This window comes from Ruegeria sp. AB10 (genome assembly GCF_056542745.1).
Genome location: NZ_JBQGAI010000008.1, coordinates 95,524 through 112,615, shown reverse-complemented (window position 1 = coordinate 112,615; position 17,092 = coordinate 95,524). Strand labels below are relative to the sequence as shown.

General features: G+C 60.8%; 19 protein-coding genes. 13 read left to right on the top strand and 6 right to left on the bottom strand.

What is annotated here, in order from left to right:
- The first annotated feature begins 3 nt into the window (after positions 1–3).
- From trpS to ACR0NT_RS15320, 13 genes are all read left to right on the top strand, one after another.
- Positions 4–1,032, top strand: a complete 1,029-nt coding sequence (gene trpS / locus ACR0NT_RS15380; RefSeq protein WP_170673496.1) for a tryptophan--tRNA ligase — start codon at positions 4–6, stop codon at positions 1,030–1,032.
- 59 nt (positions 1,033–1,091) lie between these two features.
- The gene (locus ACR0NT_RS15375) at positions 1,092–1,955 is read left to right on the top strand and encodes a branched-chain amino acid aminotransferase (RefSeq protein ID WP_170446089.1); all 864 of its coding nucleotides are present in this window, start codon (positions 1,092–1,094) and stop codon (positions 1,953–1,955) included.
- A 61-nt stretch (positions 1,956–2,016) separates the two neighbouring features.
- Positions 2,017–2,472, top strand: coding sequence for a universal stress protein (locus tag ACR0NT_RS15370; RefSeq protein ID WP_170333417.1), 456 nt, complete (start codon positions 2,017–2,019; stop codon positions 2,470–2,472).
- Between the two features lie 9 nt (positions 2,473–2,481).
- The gene (locus ACR0NT_RS15365) at positions 2,482–3,075 is read left to right on the top strand and encodes a 2-hydroxychromene-2-carboxylate isomerase (RefSeq protein WP_170446092.1); all 594 of its coding nucleotides are present in this window, start codon (positions 2,482–2,484) and stop codon (positions 3,073–3,075) included.
- A 69-nt stretch (positions 3,076–3,144) separates the two neighbouring features.
- Entirely contained in the window at positions 3,145–3,708 is a 564-nt protein-coding gene (locus tag ACR0NT_RS15360; protein ID WP_170446095.1) for a NifU family protein, read from the top strand.
- Positions 3,698–4,282: a tRNA (adenosine(37)-N6)-threonylcarbamoyltransferase complex dimerization subunit type 1 TsaB gene (gene tsaB, locus ACR0NT_RS15355; protein ID WP_170446098.1), complete on the top strand. Its 585-nt coding sequence runs from the start codon at positions 3,698–3,700 to the stop codon at positions 4,280–4,282. The genes ACR0NT_RS15360 and tsaB overlap by 11 nt, the downstream gene beginning before the upstream one ends.
- A complete protein-coding gene (locus ACR0NT_RS15350) occupies positions 4,279–4,692 on the top strand; it encodes a GNAT family N-acetyltransferase (RefSeq protein WP_170446101.1) in 414 nt (137 codons plus the stop codon). Before tsaB ends, ACR0NT_RS15350 begins: the two co-directional genes overlap by 4 nt.
- A gap of 159 nt (positions 4,693–4,851) precedes the next feature.
- Positions 4,852–5,850 carry a BMP family ABC transporter substrate-binding protein gene (locus ACR0NT_RS15345; protein ID WP_170446105.1) on the top strand — a complete coding sequence of 333 codons (999 nt, stop codon included), beginning with the start codon at positions 4,852–4,854 and terminating at the stop codon, positions 5,848–5,850.
- A gap of 87 nt (positions 5,851–5,937) precedes the next feature.
- Positions 5,938–7,467, top strand: coding sequence for an ABC transporter ATP-binding protein (locus tag ACR0NT_RS15340; RefSeq protein WP_170446108.1), 1,530 nt, complete (start codon positions 5,938–5,940; stop codon positions 7,465–7,467).
- Between the two features lies 1 nt (position 7,468).
- Positions 7,469–8,563 (top strand): ABC transporter permease, encoded by a 1,095-nt coding sequence (locus tag ACR0NT_RS15335; RefSeq protein ID WP_170673499.1) that lies wholly within the window; start codon positions 7,469–7,471, stop codon positions 8,561–8,563.
- Positions 8,563–9,573 carry an ABC transporter permease gene (locus ACR0NT_RS15330; protein WP_170673501.1) on the top strand — a complete coding sequence of 337 codons (1,011 nt, stop codon included), beginning with the start codon at positions 8,563–8,565 and terminating at the stop codon, positions 9,571–9,573. The genes ACR0NT_RS15335 and ACR0NT_RS15330 overlap by 1 nt, the downstream gene beginning before the upstream one ends.
- 344 nt (positions 9,574–9,917) lie before the next feature.
- A complete protein-coding gene (locus ACR0NT_RS15325; RefSeq protein ID WP_170673504.1) occupies positions 9,918–10,838 on the top strand; it encodes a sulfite exporter TauE/SafE family protein in 921 nt (306 codons plus the stop codon).
- 2 nt (positions 10,839–10,840) lie between these two features.
- Positions 10,841–11,608: a TIGR02186 family protein gene (locus ACR0NT_RS15320; RefSeq protein WP_170446120.1), complete on the top strand. Its 768-nt coding sequence runs from the start codon at positions 10,841–10,843 to the stop codon at positions 11,606–11,608.
- Positions 11,609–11,611: 3 nt separating this feature from the next.
- Here the strand turns inward: ACR0NT_RS15320 and ACR0NT_RS15315 are convergent, their stop codons facing one another.
- The 6 genes from ACR0NT_RS15315 to ccrA all read right to left on the bottom strand — a co-directional run bounded on the left by ACR0NT_RS15315 (position 11,612) and on the right by ccrA (position 17,022).
- On the bottom strand, positions 11,612–12,340 hold the full coding sequence (locus tag ACR0NT_RS15315) for an SDR family oxidoreductase (RefSeq protein WP_170673507.1): 729 nt from the start codon (positions 12,338–12,340) through the stop codon (positions 11,612–11,614).
- Entirely contained in the window at positions 12,337–13,869 is a 1,533-nt protein-coding gene (locus ACR0NT_RS15310; protein ID WP_170673510.1) for an AAA family ATPase, read from the bottom strand. The genes ACR0NT_RS15315 and ACR0NT_RS15310 overlap by 4 nt, the downstream gene beginning before the upstream one ends.
- Before the next feature lie 60 nt (positions 13,870–13,929).
- Positions 13,930–14,568 carry an acyl-homoserine-lactone synthase gene (locus ACR0NT_RS15305; protein ID WP_170446129.1) on the bottom strand — a complete coding sequence of 213 codons (639 nt, stop codon included), beginning with the start codon at positions 14,566–14,568 and terminating at the stop codon, positions 13,930–13,932.
- 84 nt (positions 14,569–14,652) lie between these two features.
- Entirely contained in the window at positions 14,653–15,372 is a 720-nt protein-coding gene (locus ACR0NT_RS15300; protein WP_170446132.1) for a LuxR family transcriptional regulator, read from the bottom strand.
- A complete protein-coding gene (locus tag ACR0NT_RS15295; protein WP_170445830.1) occupies positions 15,311–15,529 on the bottom strand; it encodes a hypothetical protein in 219 nt (72 codons plus the stop codon). Before ACR0NT_RS15295 ends, ACR0NT_RS15300 begins: the two co-directional genes overlap by 62 nt.
- 206 nt (positions 15,530–15,735) lie before the next feature.
- The gene (gene ccrA, locus ACR0NT_RS15290) at positions 15,736–17,022 is read right to left on the bottom strand and encodes a crotonyl-CoA carboxylase/reductase (protein WP_170446135.1); all 1,287 of its coding nucleotides are present in this window, start codon (positions 17,020–17,022) and stop codon (positions 15,736–15,738) included.
- Positions 17,023–17,092 lie beyond the last annotated feature (70 nt).

Here is a 17,092-nt window from a genome sequence, read left to right as displayed (position 1 = left end):
TCGATGACCGAAACCAAGTTCACGCCGCGCGTGTTTTCCGGCATCCAGCCTTCGGGAAACCTGCACCTTGGCAACTATCTGGGTGCGCTCAAGCGGTTCGTCGACATGCAGGGACCTGAGTTCGAGACCATCTATTGCATGGTTGATCTGCACGCGATCACCGTCTGGCAGGACCCGGCCCGCCTGCGTGAAAAAACCCGCGAGGTCTGCGCAGGCTTTATCGCCGCCGGTCTGGACCCCGAGCAATCGATCCTGTTCAACCAAAGCCAGGTGCCCGAGCACACGCAACTGGCGTGGATCTTCAATTGTATCGCCCGGATGGGCTGGATGCAGCGGATGACGCAATTCAAGGACAAGGCGGGCAAGAACGCGCAGAACGCCTCGCTGGGTCTGTTTGCCTATCCGGCGCTGATGGCGGCGGACATTCTGACCTATCACGCCACGCATGTGCCGGTGGGGGAAGACCAGAAACAGCATCTGGAACTGACCCGCGACATCGCGATCAAGTTCAACCATGACTATGGCGTCGATTTCTTTCCGGTGACTGAGCCGGTGATCGGCGGCCCCGCACCGCGGGTGATGAACCTGCGGGACGGCTCGCGCAAGATGTCGTCTTCGGACCCGTCAGACATGACGCGGATCAACATGACCGACGATGCGGACACAATTGCGAAGAAAATCCGCAAGGCCAAGACCGACCCGGACGCCCTGCCCTCGGAAATCGATGGCCTGTCGGAGCGTCCCGAGGCGCGCAATCTGGTCAACATCTACGCCGCGCTCAGCGACCAGACGGCCGAGCAGGTTCTGGCCGAAATGGGTGGCAAACAGTTCGGTGAGTTCAAACCGATGCTGGCGGAGCTGGCGGTTGCGAAACTGGCGCCGATCTCGTCCGAAATGGCCCGCCTGATGGGGGAAGAGGCCGAAATCGACCAGATTCTGGCCAAGGGCGCGGAAAAAGCGCGGGCGATTGCGGCCCCGATCCTGCAGCAGACCTACGAAATCGTGGGCATGGTTGGTGCAAAACAGGGCTGATTGCTCTGGACCTTGCCTCAACGCCTTCCTAGGTTTGCGCAAAAGCTGGGGAGGGCGTCATGGCAGTCGGCAAGAACATCCGCACCTATTTCGAAGGTCAGTGGCATGATGGGAACGCCCCAATCATGCGCGCGGCCGACCATGGGTCATGGCTGGGATCGTCAGTCTTTGATGGCGCACGCTTTTTCGACGGCATGGCGCCCGACCTTGAGGCGCATTGCGCCCGCACGAACCGATCCGCCGAGGCGCTGATGCTGACGCCCTCGGTGACCACCGAACAGATGGTCGAGATCGTCCACGAAGGACTGAAAGCCTTCGGCCCCGAGTCTGCCGTTTACATCCGCCCGATGTATTGGGGCATCGACGGCGACGCCACGGCCATCGTCCCGCAGGAAAACAGCACTGGCTTTGCCATCTGTCTGGAAGAGATTCCGATGGCCCCTGAAACCGCCTCGGTCACGCTGGGATATACGCGGTTCCGCCGCCCGGTTCTGGAATCCTCGGTCGTGAATGCCAAGGCCGGGTGCCTGTACCCCAACAACGCACGAATGCTGCAAGAGGCGCGCTCCAACGGGTTTTCGAACGCGCTGGTCGCGGACGCTCTGGGTCATGTGGCCGAAACCGCAACCGCCAACATCTTCATGGTCCGTGACGGAGAGGTCTTCACCCCTGTCCCTAACGGCACCTTTCTGGCCGGGATCACCCGCGCCCGCCATATCAAGAACCTGCGCGCCGATGGCGTTACCGTGCACGAAGCCATCCTCAGCTTTGACGATTTCCACAAGGCGGATGAGGTCTTCATGACCGGCAACATGAGCAAGATCACCCCGGTCACCGCAATCGAAGACACCCAATATCAGGTCGGACCCATCGCCCGCCGTGCGCGCGAGATGTATTGGGACTGGGCGGCAAGCACAGGCTAGGCTCTGGTTGCCAGCGTGCATCTGGTCGGGCATGATCGCCTGAAATAACCGAGGACACTTCATGCGCAAATTTCTGGTCGTTCTGGATGACAGCCGCGAATGCCTGAACGCGATGCGCTTTGCCGCCATGCGTGCAGCCCATACGGGCGGTGGCGTAACGATCCTGTCGGTCATCCCGCCGGATGAGTTCAACCACTGGATCGGGGTGGCCGAAACCATGCGCGAAGAATCGCGTGAACGTATCCACGCCCATTACGAGGTGTTCGCCAAGTGGATGCGCGACAAGCAGGGCGTTGACCCGGAACTGGCCATCCGCGAAGGCGACCCGGTTCCGCAAATCATCGAACACGTCCAGTCTGACCCCGAGATCGGAGTTCTGGTGCTGGGCGCGGGAGTCGAAAAGAAAGGCCCCGGCCCGCTGGTGACGCAGTTGACCAAGAATTCGGGCAGCCTGCCGATCCCAATCACCATCGTCCCCGGCGACCTGAGCAAGGAAAAGCTGGAAGAGATCACCTGAGGCCAGCCCATGCCGCGCAGCATCCAGTTCTGGTTCGAATTCGCCTCGACCTATTCCTATCTCAGCGCGGTGCGGATCGAGGATTTGGCGGCGCAGCACGGGGTCTCGGTCGAATGGCATCCCTTTTTGCTGGGTCCAATTTTCGCCGCGCAAGGCTGGGACAATTCGCCGTTCAACATCTACCCTGCCAAAGGACGCTATATGTGGCGCGATATGGAGCGGTTGTCGGCCCGGCGCGGCGTGCGGTTCACCCGGCCTGATCCGTTTCCGCAAAATGGCCTGAAAGCCGCGCGGCTTGTTCTGTCGATCGACGCCCAACCGCAAAGAGCTGCGTTTGTCCGCGCTGTTTACGCCGCGGAGTTTGTCGATGGCCTGAACATCTCGGACGACGATGTGCTGGTTGATTGCCTGTCGCAGGCCAACCTGCCTGCCGACACACTGGCCCGCTGTCAGGACCCCGACATCAAGGCCGCCCTGATCGAACAGACGAAAACGGCCCAGACCAAGGGGATTTTCGGGGCTCCGAGCTTTCTGGTGGGGGATGAGCTGTTTTGGGGCGACGACCGGCTGGATGAAGCCATGCAACTGGCGGTCGAAATTTAGAACGGTTCCAAATCTTGACTTCCCCGGCGCGGACCCGCATATCAGTCACAACTGAAACGGAGCCGTGACATGTTCATCCAGACCGAATCCACGCCGAACCCCGCAACGCTGAAATTCCTGCCCGGCCAGATCGTTCTGGAGGCTGGAACCGCAGACTTCCCCACGGCGGAAGCCGGCGAGAGATCGCCCCTCGCCAAGCGCATCTTTACGGTCAGCGGTGTGACCGGCGTTTTCCTGGGCAATGACTTTGTGACCGTAACCAAATCTGACGACGTTCAGTGGGACCACATCAAGCCCGCCATTCTGGGCGCGGTGATGGAGCATTTCCAGTCCGGTCAGCCGGTACTTGGCTCGGACGCCCAGGCCGCTTCGGGCCATGCCGAACACACCGGTGAGGACGCAGAAATCGTCAACCAGATCAAGGACCTGCTGGACAGCCGCGTACGCCCGGCGGTGGCCCAGGATGGGGGTGACATCACCTTCCACGGGTTTGACCGCGGCGTCGTCTACCTGCACATGCAGGGTGCTTGCGCGGGTTGCCCGTCCTCGACCCTGACGCTGAAAATGGGGATCGAGAACCTGCTGCGCCATTACATCCCAGAGGTGACCGAGGTACGCCCCGTTGCCGTCTGACCCGCTGATTCTGGCGTTTGATACATCGGCCGCGCATTGCGCGGCCGCTTTGTTGCGGGGTGACAGCATCCTTGTCTCCCGCACCGAACCCATGTCACGCGGTCAGGCCGAACGGCTGATGCCGCTGCTGGAAGAAGTTCTGGCCGAAGCAGACTGCATCTGGAGTGACCTGACGGCCATCGGCGTTGGAATCGGGCCGGGGAACTTCACCGGCATCCGTATTTCGGCCTCGGCCGCGCGGGGTCTGGCGCTGGGGCTTGGAATACCGGCCGTGGGCGTTTCGGGCTTCGACGCGTTGGCCGAAATCGGCGATGGGCTGCCCGCTATCCGCGCCCCGCGCGAACAGGTCTATGTCACGTTGCCGGGGCAGAACCCGGCATTGATGGCGCAGGAACAGGCAGAATCACTCGGGACCCTGAACCTGAACGATGATGCGGACGCACAGGTGCGGGCCATCGCCCGGCTGGCGGCGCAAAACTGGCAGAGCGTCACCACGCCCCCGGCCCCGCTTTATGTGCGGCCCGCCGACGCGGCGCCGTCGAAAGACACGCCCCCTGCCTTGCTGGACGGATGACCCCGCAGGATCTGGCCCATATCCACGCGGCGGCTTTCACGCAGTCGCGCCCCTGGACGGATCAGGAGTTTACCGATCTTCTGGACAACCGATTCACCCATGCGATTGGGAACACTGAGTCTTTTGCCCTGTTCCAAGTCATCGCGGATGAGGCCGAGCTGCTGACGATCGCAACCCATCCCAGCCACCAACGGCAGGGTCTGGCACTGAAATCCATGCACGAATGGCACGCGACAGCCCGAAATCTGGGCGCGACCCGGGCCTTTCTGGACGTTGCGGCAGACAACCACCCCGCCATCGCGCTCTATGAACGGTGCGGATACAGGCCCTGCGGCCTGCGCAAAGGCTACTATCTGCGCGAAAACGCTGGAAAAATCGACGCCATTGTCATGGAATGCGATCTGACCTGAGGGGCCGCAACTGATTTTTTCGACCAACCGGTCAAAAATCAGTTGACCCGGCCTGTTGCAAACGCCCTTAATTCCCGCCATCACAACAGTTATGCTCGCTCACAGTGGGTAACCGGGGCTATCTTGGCCCCGACCGACAATAACAAACGGGAGTATGAAATGACCCTGATGAAATCCTTGATGGGCGCTGCCGCCGCCGTCGCGCTGACTGCTGGTGCGGCCCTTGCCGAACCGGCCCTGATCTTTGACCTGGGCGGCAAGTTCGACAAGTCGTTCAACGAGGCCGCACATAACGGCGCGTCGCGTTGGGCCGAGGAAACCGGCGGCACCTACCGTGAGATCGAACTGCAGTCCGAAGCCCAGCGCGAGCAGGCCCTGCGCCGTTTCGCCGAAGCTGGCCTGAGCCCGATCATCACCATGGGTTTCGCAATGGCCGATCCGCTCAGCACGGTTGTCGGTGATTACCCCGACACGAAATTTGTCGTGGTCGATGTGAACTGGCTGGACGCGCCGAACCTGCGCCAGGTTGGCTTTGCCGAGCATGAAGGCTCGTACCTGGTCGGCATGATGGCCGCCATGGCCTCGGAATCCGGCACTATCGGTTTCATTGGCGGTATGGATGTCCCGCTGATCCGTCATTTCGGCTGCGGCTACGCGCAAGGTGCGAAGGCCGTGAACCCGGATATCAACGTGGTTGCAAACATGACCGGCACCACTCCGGCGGCCTGGAATGACCCGGTGAAGGGTTCTGAACTTACCAAAGCACAGATCAGCCAAGGCGCGGACGTGGTCTATGCTGCCGCTGGCGGCACCGGCGTCGGTGTTCTGCAAACCGCAGCCGACGAAGGCATCCTGTCGATCGGCGTGGACAGCAACCAGAACCACCTGCACCCGGGCAAGGTTCTGACCTCGATGCTGAAGCGCGTTGACGTCGCCGTCTACGACGCGATGAACGCGGGCGACGGCCTGGAAACCGGTGTATTCGCCATGGGTCTGGCCGAAGACGGTGTTGGCGTTGCGATGGACGAAAACAACGCTGAACTGGTCTCGGATGAGATGAAAGCGGCCGTTGAAAAAGCCCGCCAGGACATTATCGACGGCAATGTCAGCGTTGTCAGCTATTACGAGAACGACAGCTGCCCGGCACTGCAGTTCTAATATTGCGCGGGGCGGGGGTTTGACCTCCGCCTCGCATCCACTCTGCTGCGCGGTCCGCGCGGCCCTTCGGCAATCTGAGGACACGACATGACCGTCCCCGCCATTGAGCTCAAAGGGATTTCCAAAGCCTTTGGGCCGGTTCAGGCCAACAAAGACATTTCCATCAGCGTCGCCCCCGGCACGATCCACGGGATCATCGGTGAAAACGGCGCGGGCAAATCCACGCTGATGAGCATTCTCTACGGTTTCTACAAAGCCGACAAAGGCGAGATCTGGATCAACGGCACCAAGACCGACATTCCTGACAGTCAGGCCGCGATTGCGGCAGGCATCGGGATGGTGTTCCAGCATTTCAAACTGGTCGAGAATTTCACCGTTCTGGAAAATATCGTTCTGGGCGCCGAGGATGGCGGGCTGCTGGCCCCGTCTTTGTCCAAGGCCCGCAAGGAACTGAAAGAGCTTGAGGAAGAATACGAGCTGTTCGTCGACCCCGACAAACGCATCGACGAGATCGGCGTCGGGATGCAGCAGCGGGTCGAGATCCTGAAGGCGCTGTACCGCAAGGCCGAGATCCTGATTCTTGATGAGCCCACCGGCGTGCTGACCCCGGCCGAAGCGGACCAGCTGTTCCGCATCCTCGACCGGCTGCGGGCCGAAGGGAAGACGATCATCGTGATCACGCATAAGCTGCGCGAGATCATGGAAAACACCGACACTGTTTCGGTCATGCGGCGCGGTCAGATGACGGCCACGGTCAAGACCGCCGAAACCAGCCCCGAGGAGCTGGCCGAACTGATGGTGGGCCGCAAGGTTCTGCTGCAGGTCGATAAGGTGCCCGCGAAACCGGGCAAACCTGTTCTTGAGGTCGAAAACCTGCGCGTTTTCGATCAGGCGGGCGTTGAACGGGTCAAGGGTATTGATCTGACCGTGCGGGCCGGGGAAATCGTCGGCATTGCAGGCGTCGCCGGTAATGGCCAGTCGGAACTGCTGGAAGTTTTGGGCGGGATGCGTCCGGGTCAGGGCTCGATCAAGCTGAACGGTGCGCCTCTGGCGCTTAGCGGGCATGGCTCTGACGGACAGGCCCGCCGCGGACAGGGCATTGCCCACGTCCCGGAAGACCGCCAGCGCGAAGGGCTGATCATGGACTTCCACGCGTGGGAAAACGTGGCTTTCGGTTATCACCGCGACCCGGCTTACAAACGCGGCATCTTCATGGACAACGCCGCCCTGCGCGCCGATACCGAAGCCAAGATCGAGAAATTCGATGTGCGCCCGCCGAACGGCTGGCTGACCGCCAAGAGCTTCTCGGGCGGCAACCAGCAGAAAATTGTCGTCGCGCGCGAGATTGAGCGGAATCCTGACCTGTTGCTGGTCGGTCAGCCCACCCGTGGCGTCGATATCGGCGCGATCGAGTTCATTCACAAACAGATCGTCGCCCTGCGCGATCAGGGGAAGGCGATCCTGCTGGTCTCGGTGGAGCTTGAAGAGATTTTCTCGCTGTCCGACCGGATAGCGGTGATGTTTGACGGACATATCATGGGCGAACGCCTGCCTCATGAGACAGATGAAAAAGAACTGGGCCTGTTGATGGCCGGCGTTGCGGGAGAGGCCGCGTAACATGGATAAAATGCCCAAATGGGCCGATGTCGTCCTGATCCCGCTGATCAGTCTGATACTGGCCACAATCCTTTCAGCGCTGGTGATCCTCGCCATTGGTGAAAACCCGGTCGAGGCGGTGAATCTGATGGTCACCGGCGCGCTGGGTTCGACCTATGGCTGGGGCTACACGCTCTATTACGCGACCAACTTCATGTTCACCGGGCTGGCGGTGGCGGTAGCCTTCCACGCCCGGCTGTTCAACATAGGCGGTGAGGGCCAGGCGATGCTGGGCGGGCTGGGCGTTGCCATGGCCTGCCTCTACATTCCATGGCCGCATTGGAGCATCGCCCTGCTGGGCGCCGGGCTTGCCGCGGCCCTGTTCGGTGCCGCATGGGCCGCGATCCCGGCCTATCTGCAGGCCAAGCGCGGCAGCCATATCGTGATCACCACGATCATGTTTAACTTCATCGCAGCCGCCTTCCTGAACTATATGCTGGTCAACGTCATGCGCCCGCAGGGCTCGCAAGACCCGGCAACAGCGCGTTTCCCTGAGGCGGTGCATCTGCCGACCTTCCAGTCGATGTTCTCGACCGCCGAAAACGTGGTGTTCCGGGGCGCGCCTGCGAATATCTCGTTCTTCGTGGCGGTTCTGGCCTGTTTCGTTGTCTGGGCGCTGATCTGGCGCACGCGGCTGGGCTATGAAATCCGTGCCTATGGCCATTCGGAAACCGGGGCCATCTATGCCGGGATTTCGCCGGTTCGTATCACCATTGTCGCGATGCTGATCTCGGGTGCGCTGGCCGGTCTGATGGCGATCAACAACGTGATGGGCGAGGCGGAACGGCTCGTCCTCAACTCCACCGAAGGCGCGGGTTTTATCGGCATCGCCGTGGCGCTGATGGGGCGGTCACATCCGTTTGGCGTGTTCCTGGCCGCGCTGCTGTTCGGGTTCCTCTATCAGGGTGGGGCCGAGCTGGCGCTGTGGACCTCGATCCCGCGTGAGCTGATCGTGGTCATTCAGGCACTGGTGATCCTGTTCACCGGAGCCTTGGACAACATGGTCAGGATGCCGCTTGAAAAGCTGTTCCTGAGCCTGCGGAAGGGGGCAGAGTGATGGAGTTTTTCCTTACCCTCATCCAGGTCCTCGATTCGACGATCCGTCTGGCTACGCCGCTGCTGCTGGCCTGTCTGGCGGGGCTCTATTCCGAACGCGCGGGCATTTTCGACATTGGTCTTGAAGGCAAGATGCTGATGTCGGCGTTTTTCTCGGCAGCTGTGGCCGCCGTGACCGGGTCGGTCTGGCTGGGCCTTCTGGCGGGTATCGCATCCTCACTGGTTCTGTCAGGATTGCACGGGCTGGCCTCGATCACCTTCAGAGGCAATCAGTTGATTTCGGGCGTAGCGATCAACTTCCTTGCATCTGGCCTTACCGTGTTGATCGCACAAAGTTGGTTCAAGCAGGGCGGGCGTACGCCTTCTCTCTTCGGCGGAGCTCGATTCGAATCCGCAGAGTTCCCTTATGCAATCGGCCCCGAAGATGCTGAACTAACGGGGCAGCCGGTTTCTGAACTGATGTCTGACGCCAATTCAGTTCACATGGTGTACTCCGAACTCATATCCGGCCATTCCATACTGGTCTATGTGGCCTTCCTGATGGTTCCACTGACATGGTGGATCTTGTACCGCACCCGGTTCGGCCTGCGCCTGCGCGCTGTTGGTGAAAACCCGGCAGCCGTGGATACTGCTGGCGTGTCCGTCGTTGGCCTGCGCTTTGCCGCCGTTGCCATTTGCGGCGTATTGTGTGGGATCGCGGGGGCCTATCTGGCGACCGCCCTGCAGGCCGGATTCGTCAAGGAAATGACGGCCGGTCGCGGGTTCATCGCCCTGGCCGCGCTGATCTTTGCGAAATGGCGGCCTTGGCACGCAATGTGGGCTTGTCTTCTGTTCGGTCTGCTGCAGGCGATTGCACTGCGGTTCCAGAACATCGATCTGGGCGGTGTGGTCATCCCGGTGCAGGTGATGGACGCCCTGCCCTATATCCTGACCGTGGTCATTCTGGCCGGGTTCGTCGGCAAAGCGGTGCCACCGCGCGCCGGGGGCGAGCCCTATGTGAAAGAACGCTGACAGGTCCAGTTCCGAACTCCTGTCAGTCCAGTTCGCCGCAGTGCCGCATGTAGAGTTGATTTTACATGCGGCAACCGCTCTAAAGGGGTATGAGTGTGTTTCCTGTGATAGCCGAGATCGGACCTTCCCACATCAGGGTACCGGAAACACAAAAACGCCCGCTTTTCGGGTGCCTTCCTATTCTTCAGCCAAATCGAATTAACCGGGGCCAGCCCGTGCGTTCGATATTCACCATGTGGCCGTGGGATTTGCCCCCAACGCGCCGCATTAATGCCTCATCCAAATGGTTTGAGACAGTCCGGGCCGCCCAAGGTGGCGCGGCCGCTCTCATCCGGTAATTCCACATGCAGATTTACCTTCCTATCGCCGAAGTCTCCGTCAATGCCTTTCTGCTGTTGGGGCTGGGCGGGATGGTCGGTATCCTGTCCGGCATGTTTGGCGTGGGCGGCGGGTTCCTGATGACGCCGCTGCTGTTCTTCATCGGCATCCCCCCCGCCGTTGCTGTCGCGACCGAAGCCAACCAGATCGTCGCCTCGTCCTTTTCCGGCGTGCTGGCGCATTTCCGACGAAGGACGGTGGACCTGAGAATGGGCACGGTCCTGTTAACCGGGGGGTTAATAGGCGCGGCTCTTGGCGTGGTGGTGTTCAACTATCTCAAGAGCCTGGGTCAAGTCGATCTGCTGGTCACCCTGTGTTACGTCGTCTTCCTTGGCGTGGTCGGCAGCCTGATGTTCATCGAAAGCCTGCGGGCGCTGCGCAAGGCCAAAAAGGGCGGCGGAGCCCCTGCAAAACGGCGCCAGCGCGGCTGGGTCCATGCCATGCCGCTCAAGATGCGCTTCCGCACCTCGGGCCTCTATATCTCGGTCATTCCGCCGATGATGGTCGGGCTGTGTGTTGGCGTTCTGTCGGCGATCATGGGGGTCGGCGGCGGCTTTATCATGGTCCCGGCGATGATCTACCTGCTGGGCATGCCCACCAAGGTCGTGGTTGGCACCTCGCTGTTTCAGATCATCTTCGTGACGGCCTTCACAACCATGCTGCACGCCACCACGAACTATACGGTCGATATCGTCCTGGCGGTTCTGCTGCTGGTTGGTGGCGTCGTGGGCGCGCAGATCGGCACGGTGATCGGCGCGCGGATGCCGGCCGAGCAACTGCGGGTGCTGTTGGCGGCCTTGGTTCTGGTGGTCTGCGGCAAACTGGCGCTGGACCTGCTAATCGAACCGTCCGAGCTCTACTCGCTTGGCAGCGAAGGGGGCCACTGATCATGCTGAAACGCCTGATTGCCCTGCTGATCCTGTGCTGCACCCCTGCCCTTGCGGTGGACGAGCAGGTTGTGCTGGGCCTCAGCCAGGATCGGGTGGCCATTACCGCAACGTTCGATGGCTCGGAAATCCTGATCTTCGGGGCCGTCAAACGGGAAACCCCCATTCCGCCCGGACCGCCGCTTGAGGTGATCGTGGCCGTGGCCGGACCCTCCAGCCCGGTGATGGTCCGGCGCAAGGCACGCAAACTGGGGATCTGGGTCAATACCGACAGCGTTCTGGTCGACCTTGCCCCCAGTTTTTACGCCGTTGCCACCAGTGGGCCGTTGGGCGACATCCTCTCGGATACCGAGGACCTGCGTTATCGCATCTCGATCGAACGGGCCATCCGCTCGGTCGGGGCGGCGATGCATATCCGTGGCGCACAGTCTTTCGCGGACGCCGTAGTGCGCATCCGCGAGGATGAAGGGCTGTATTCGATCCGTGAAAACACCGTGGCGGTTGATGAACAAACCCTGTTCCGGACCTCAATCGCAATGCCCGCCGACCTGACTGAGGGCGACTACAGGGCGCGTATTTTCCTGACCCGTGGCAAACAGGTCATCTCGCAGTTCGAGACCACCATCGACGTGCGCAAGGTGGGGTTGGAGCGGTTCCTCTACAACCTGTCGCGCCAGCAACCGGTCTGGTACGGGCTGATGTCACTGGTCATCGCCATTGCGGCCGGTTGGGGGGCCTCGACGGCGTTCCGGTTGCTGCGCGAGAACTGACCCCTACCCGCGGCCTATATAAGGCATCGTCGTGGCCATCACGGTCATGAACTGCACATTGGCCTCGGGCGGAAGGCTGGCCATATGCAACACCGAGCGCGCCGCGTCTTCGACGGCCATGGTCGGGTCGGGCTGCTGTCCGGCCTCAACGGCTGCGTCCACCAGACCTTGCACCATTTGCGTGCGCGCATTGCCGATATCGATCTGACCGCAGGCGATCCCGAATGGCCGCCCGTCCAGAGACAGGCTGCGGGTCAGGCCAGTGATGGCATGTTTCGTTGTTGAGTAGTGCACCGAGTTCGCACGCGGCACATAGGCGGCAATCGAGCCGTTGTTGATGATGCGCCCGCCTTGCGGGGATTGGTGGCGCATGATCCGAAACGCCTCGCGCGCGCTCAGGAACATGCCGTTCAGGTTGACGTTGACGCTTTGGTACCAGTCCTCCAGCGCAATCTCGTCAATGGTGCCACCGGGCGCAAAGATACCGGCATTGTTGAACAGAACGTCCAGATGGCCGGCCTTGTCCTGAAAGGTTTGGAACGCGGCCTGAACCGCATCCGGATCGGTCACATCCGCGACCAGAGGGATGGCAGTGTCATGGTTCATGGCCATGTCGTGCAGTTTATCCGCACTGCGGGCCAACAAACCAACCGTCCAGCCCTCGGCCAGAAACAGTTCCGCCGTGGCCCGCCCGATACCCGAGCTTGCGCCGGTTACGATGATGGTTTTCATGTCTCTTCGGCCTCCAATGTCAGCGACGCCACTGGAGCGGCCCGCAGATCATCCACGCGCAGCGGATGGGTGGGTTTGGCCAGACGGTTGCGTACCACCCAGATCAGGCGCTCTTGTGCGCGGGTGATGGCCACATAAGCCAAGCGCTTCCACAGCGGCTGTCCGGCCTCGGTCCGGCCCATGCGGGCGGCGGCGTAGATGTCTGGCGCAAAGACCTGCACCGTGTCCCATTGCGAGCCCTGCGCCTTGTGAATGGTCACTGCCGCGCCATGCAGAAAGGTCGCGCCCATACGCGCGGCAAAAGGGATGAAGGGCTCTTCCTCATCCGGTTTCTCGATCTTGACGATAGAGGCGGCGCTGACCTGCGGATCTTCGGCCCCCATCACGTGCAGACGCGAAAATCCCGGCTTGCGCCCCGGCCCCAGATAGATGACCTGAGCCCCCTTGATCAGACCGCGCGCCTCAAGGTCCAGACGTTTCTTGCGGTGCTTCAGCGGCAGTTCGATCCCGTCGCAGATCAGCGGTTCGCCTTCCAGCAACTCGGTATCCGGTGCGCCGTGGACATGCCGGAAGGCCTGGATCAAACGAATGCGCGTGGCATTGCGCCAGACCAGAACCGGGCTGCGGGCCATCAGATCGACCTCAACCCGCTGCCCCCAGATCACGCGGTCGTCCTGCCGGGCGGTTTGTTCGATCAGGCGTTCGAAATCCTCGAACCCCATTTGCGGGTCGGCCAGCGCGTGGGCAAGATCAAGGATCGGGTTATCCGCGTCCTGCCGGTGAACCCTATGTAGGATCTGCTTGCGCGGCTCGGGCAGTGCTTCAAACACCATGCTGCCGGATTGATTGACCGGGGCCAGCTGGGCCGGGTCGCCAAACAGCAGCAGGGTCGGAAAAATTTCCTGCAAGTCTTCGAACTGCCGGTCGTCCAGCATCGAGGCTTCATCGACAAAGCCGATATCCAGCGGTTCATCCCGGCGTTTCCAGCCGGTGATGAAATCGGACCCGCGCAGACCTGCGGCGGCCAGCGCACCGGGGATGGATTTGTTGTTTTCATAAAACGCCGCGGCGCGGTCCAGCGCCTCGTCGGTCAGACCTTCAATCTCGGGGCGTTCGTCATTGCCCGCCAGCCATTCGGCGATGCGTTCGTATTCCGGGTCGTAGACCGGAGTATAGAGAATGCGGTGAATCGTCGTCGCGGGCACGCCGCGTAGGCGCAACACGCTGGCCGCCTTGTTCGTGGGCGCAAGTATCGCGAGGCTACGCTTTTCCTTTGCCTTGCGGCTTTCGAAATCGCCCGAGACAATCTGCACCCCGGTTTCGGCCAAGGCCTTGTACAACTCGGCCAGCAACAGGGTTTTGCCGGAACCAGCCTTGCCGATCACCGCCATGACACCGGATTTCCCCACCCCCGGAAGCTTCAGTAGGGCGTCGTCATCCAGGTCAACACCGGCTGTTCGCAGCATCTCGGCGATGCTGTCATAGGCGGCGGCCTGATCTTCGGAAAAGGTCACGGGGGGCATAGACATGGCGCGACCCTACAGGGCCGCGCCAGCTATCACCAGAGAGGGATTTGGCTTTTCCGCAGGTCAGGCCGACAGGGCGAACCGGTGCTGCCGCCCGGTACCGAAAGCGGTCTTGAACCACAGGCGGGACAGCTCGCGCGGGATGCCTGCACGTTCGGCCACACGGTTGCAATCCTCGGCCGAATAGGGCCACAGCCCTACCGAAATCTGATCGCGCCCCTTCCCTTCGGTGCCCAGAACATCAGGCGAGGACCCGATCAGCCGGTAAATCCGGATCATGCGCGCATCAAAGACGCCAGCGATATGGGTCAGGCCGAACCCTTCCATCATCTCACCACCGCTGAGCATGATCGCCCCCGCCGTGTGTGGGCTGGCTGTGCGGGACAGGCAAAAGCGTGTCACCTCCCAGATCAGAGGGCTACAGATCGGTTTGCCCCCGGTCAGGTGTCCGAACACTTCATTCACCATGACGGGTCCGGTGGTCGGAAGGACACGCATGGACCCGCCGTGGCTGCCATCCTCTTCCTCCCAGATGACGTACAGAGGGTTCAGGTCGTCGTACTGATCCCGCTCCTCTCCTTTTTCGTTGACGTGAACGTCCCAGCCCAACCGGGTCTTGAATTGATCCGCGCGATCCCGGAACATTCCGTCGGCCAGGTCCGGAAACTTGTGAAGCTCATCAGCAAACAGATAGCGCAACATGACTTTTTTCCCCTTGTCGTCCTGTGCAGGAACGAAGGGGGTACAAAGTCACGGTTAATTTCCCGTTCGTGGGGCGTACGCCTGTTAAACCACTATTAATCCTCGGCTGAGGGCCGTGGCGATGGCGTGAGTGGTGTTCTGCGCTCCAAGCTTGGCGCGGGCGCTTTCGATGTAAACGCGCAGCGTATGCTCGGAGATGGACAGTGAATGGGCGACTTGCGCCCGGCTGTAGCCCAACGCCAGCAGGGTCATTGCATCCACCTCACGCGGGGACAGTCCGCGTGAGGAATCAGGTTGACGGTCACTTTCGAATTCCAGCGCTTTGCGGTTGAAGTAATGCGCAATCAGAATCAGTTCGCGGCCATGACGGTCGATGAATTTCCGCCAGGTTTCGTCGTCACAGGTATGGTTCACAGTGAACAGGGCAAATTGCCCCTTCGGCCCCCGGATCGGGACCGAATAGCCCTGATTGCCAACCCCGTGGCTCTGCGCATCTTTCAGGAAGGCCTTGGCCGCCTTGCCGGACCAGTCCAGCGTTTTCCAATCAACCGGGTGAAACCGCTGAAAACAGCCCAGAATGACCGGGTCGATCCGATGATAGTTTTTTTCCAGATAGCGCTCGGCCCAGGCGTCGGGATAGGTCGTATAGCCGTATTGGTCCCCGGCGCCATCGACCCAATGGTAGATAAGATGCTCGACCCTCAGCCTGTCGCGCAGCCAGATGGCGATGTCGCTTAATTCGTCAAGCGTGTTGGTGTTTTCCAAGTCCTCCAGGACCTGGCTCATATCGAGATTTGTTCCCATCCGCGGGCGTCCGTACCTCAGCCTTCATGGACGCGATCTCGGCTGCGGCGATCAGCTTGGTATCATCCAACTGCTCGGCAAGCGCGATCAAACCGTTCTCAACTGCAAAGGCGTTGAGGTCCGACAACACGTCCAGTATCCACTCATTCTGCGCCATCAGGTTCTCTCCGAAACGGTTAACGAAGGGTTAACACAACCATAGCATGTGCAGTGTTTTTTAGCCTATTCACTGGTTTCTACTCCCCAAAAAAAGCGGGGTCACCGCAGATAAGTCATTGAAAAGAATAAACCTATGCATCAAAAAGCAGCGCCCGCGAGCCGATAAGCCGATTCGCGGGCGCCAGAGATTTATTTACCTGCGATTCAACCGCGGGCGTCCAGAACCTCTTCCAGAGTGCGCATACCGGTCTGCGGGGCCTGAACCAGCACCGACATGTTGCCCGGCTTGTGCTCGTTCCGCATCATCTTCATGTGCGCTTCGGGCAGTTCCTTCCAGGAGAACACTTCTGACATGCACGGGTCCAGGCGACGTTCGACCATCAGCTTGTTCGCCGCCGCTGCCTGTTTGAGATGCGCAAAATGCGACCCCTGAAGGCGCTTCTGGTGCATCCACATATAGCGCACGTCGAAAGTCAGGTTATAGCCGGTGGTGCCGGCGCAGATCACGACCATGCCACCCTTTTTCACCACGAAGGTGGAAACGGGGAAGGTGCTTTCGCCCGGGTGCTCGAACACCATGTCGACATTCACACCCTTGCCGGTGATGTCCCAGATCGCCTTGCCGAATTTGCGGGCCTCTTTGAACCACTCGGCATATTCCGGCGTATTCACGGTGGGCAGCTGACCCCAGCAGTTGAAATCCTTGCGGTTCAGAACGCCCTTGGCACCCAGACCCATGACGAAGTCACGCTTGCTTTCGTCCGAGATCACACCGATCGCGTTGGCGCCTGCGGTGTTGATCAACTGGATCGCATAGGATCCCAGACCGCCCGACGCGCCCCAGACCAGAACGTTCTGACCCGGCTTCAGGTCGTGCGGTTCATGCCCGAACAGCATCCGGTAGGCGGTGGCCAGAGTCAGCGTGTAGCAGGCGCTTTCTTCCCAGGTCAGGTGCTTGGGACGCGGCATCAGCTGCTGCGCCTGAACGTTGGTGAACTGCGCGAACGATCCGTCCGGTGTCTCATAGCCCCAGATCCGCTGACTGTCCGAATACATCGGGTCACCACCGTTGCAGTGTTCGTCATCGCCATCGTCCTGGTTGCAGTGGATGACAACCTCATCACCAACTTTCCAGCGGGTCACTTTCGACCCCACCGCCCAGACGATGCCTGACGCATCCGAACCGGCGATGTGATAGGGGGCCTTGTGGCCGTCAAACGGCGAGATCGGCTTGCCCAGCGAGGCCCAGACGCCGTTGTAGTTCACGCCCGCGGCCATCACCAGCACCAGCACCTCGTGGCTGTCCAGTTCGGGGACGTCCACCACTTCCTGCACCATCGCGGTGTCCGGCTCGCCGTGGCGTTCCTTGCGGATCGCCCATGCGTACATTTTCTTGGGCACAAACCCCATCGGAGGGATTTCACCCATCTCATAGAGGTCTTTTTCCGGCGCGTCGTAAGACGCGATACCGCTGTCGGTGTCCAGAGCCATGTTGGCCTCCTTTATTCTTCATCATTGCCGCGATGCAGAATCGCAGGCTCTAAACGATGAGATATTGGTC

Excerpts from the sequence above, each read along its gene's own strand:
- trpS (WP_170673496.1), top strand. The coding sequence starts at position 4 with ATGACCGAAACCAAGTTCACGCCGCGCGTGTTTTCCGGCATCCAGCCT.
- ACR0NT_RS15375 (WP_170446089.1), top strand. The coding sequence starts at position 1,092 with ATGGCAGTCGGCAAGAACATCCGCACCTATTTCGAAGGTCAGTGGCAT.
- ACR0NT_RS15370 (WP_170333417.1), top strand. The coding sequence starts at position 2,017 with ATGCGCAAATTTCTGGTCGTTCTGGATGACAGCCGCGAATGCCTGAAC.
- ACR0NT_RS15365 (WP_170446092.1), top strand. The coding sequence starts at position 2,482 with ATGCCGCGCAGCATCCAGTTCTGGTTCGAATTCGCCTCGACCTATTCC.
- ACR0NT_RS15360 (WP_170446095.1), top strand. The coding sequence starts at position 3,145 with ATGTTCATCCAGACCGAATCCACGCCGAACCCCGCAACGCTGAAATTC.
- ACR0NT_RS15350 (WP_170446101.1), top strand. The coding sequence starts at position 4,279 with ATGACCCCGCAGGATCTGGCCCATATCCACGCGGCGGCTTTCACGCAG.
- ACR0NT_RS15345 (WP_170446105.1), top strand. The coding sequence starts at position 4,852 with ATGACCCTGATGAAATCCTTGATGGGCGCTGCCGCCGCCGTCGCGCTG.
- ACR0NT_RS15340 (WP_170446108.1), top strand. The coding sequence starts at position 5,938 with ATGACCGTCCCCGCCATTGAGCTCAAAGGGATTTCCAAAGCCTTTGGG.
- ACR0NT_RS15335 (WP_170673499.1), top strand. The coding sequence starts at position 7,469 with ATGGATAAAATGCCCAAATGGGCCGATGTCGTCCTGATCCCGCTGATC.
- ACR0NT_RS15330 (WP_170673501.1), top strand. The coding sequence starts at position 8,563 with ATGGAGTTTTTCCTTACCCTCATCCAGGTCCTCGATTCGACGATCCGT.
- ACR0NT_RS15325 (WP_170673504.1), top strand. The coding sequence starts at position 9,918 with ATGCAGATTTACCTTCCTATCGCCGAAGTCTCCGTCAATGCCTTTCTG.
- ACR0NT_RS15320 (WP_170446120.1), top strand. The coding sequence starts at position 10,841 with ATGCTGAAACGCCTGATTGCCCTGCTGATCCTGTGCTGCACCCCTGCC.
- ACR0NT_RS15315 (WP_170673507.1), bottom strand. The coding sequence starts at position 12,340 with ATGAAAACCATCATCGTAACCGGCGCAAGCTCGGGTATCGGGCGGGCC.
- ACR0NT_RS15310 (WP_170673510.1), bottom strand. The coding sequence starts at position 13,869 with ATGTCTATGCCCCCCGTGACCTTTTCCGAAGATCAGGCCGCCGCCTAT.
- ACR0NT_RS15305 (WP_170446129.1), bottom strand. The coding sequence starts at position 14,568 with ATGTTGCGCTATCTGTTTGCTGATGAGCTTCACAAGTTTCCGGACCTG.
- ACR0NT_RS15300 (WP_170446132.1), bottom strand. The coding sequence starts at position 15,372 with ATGGGAACAAATCTCGATATGAGCCAGGTCCTGGAGGACTTGGAAAAC.
- ACR0NT_RS15295 (WP_170445830.1), bottom strand. The coding sequence starts at position 15,529 with ATGGCGCAGAATGAGTGGATACTGGACGTGTTGTCGGACCTCAACGCC.
- ccrA (WP_170446135.1), bottom strand. The coding sequence starts at position 17,022 with ATGGCTCTGGACACCGACAGCGGTATCGCGTCTTACGACGCGCCGGAA.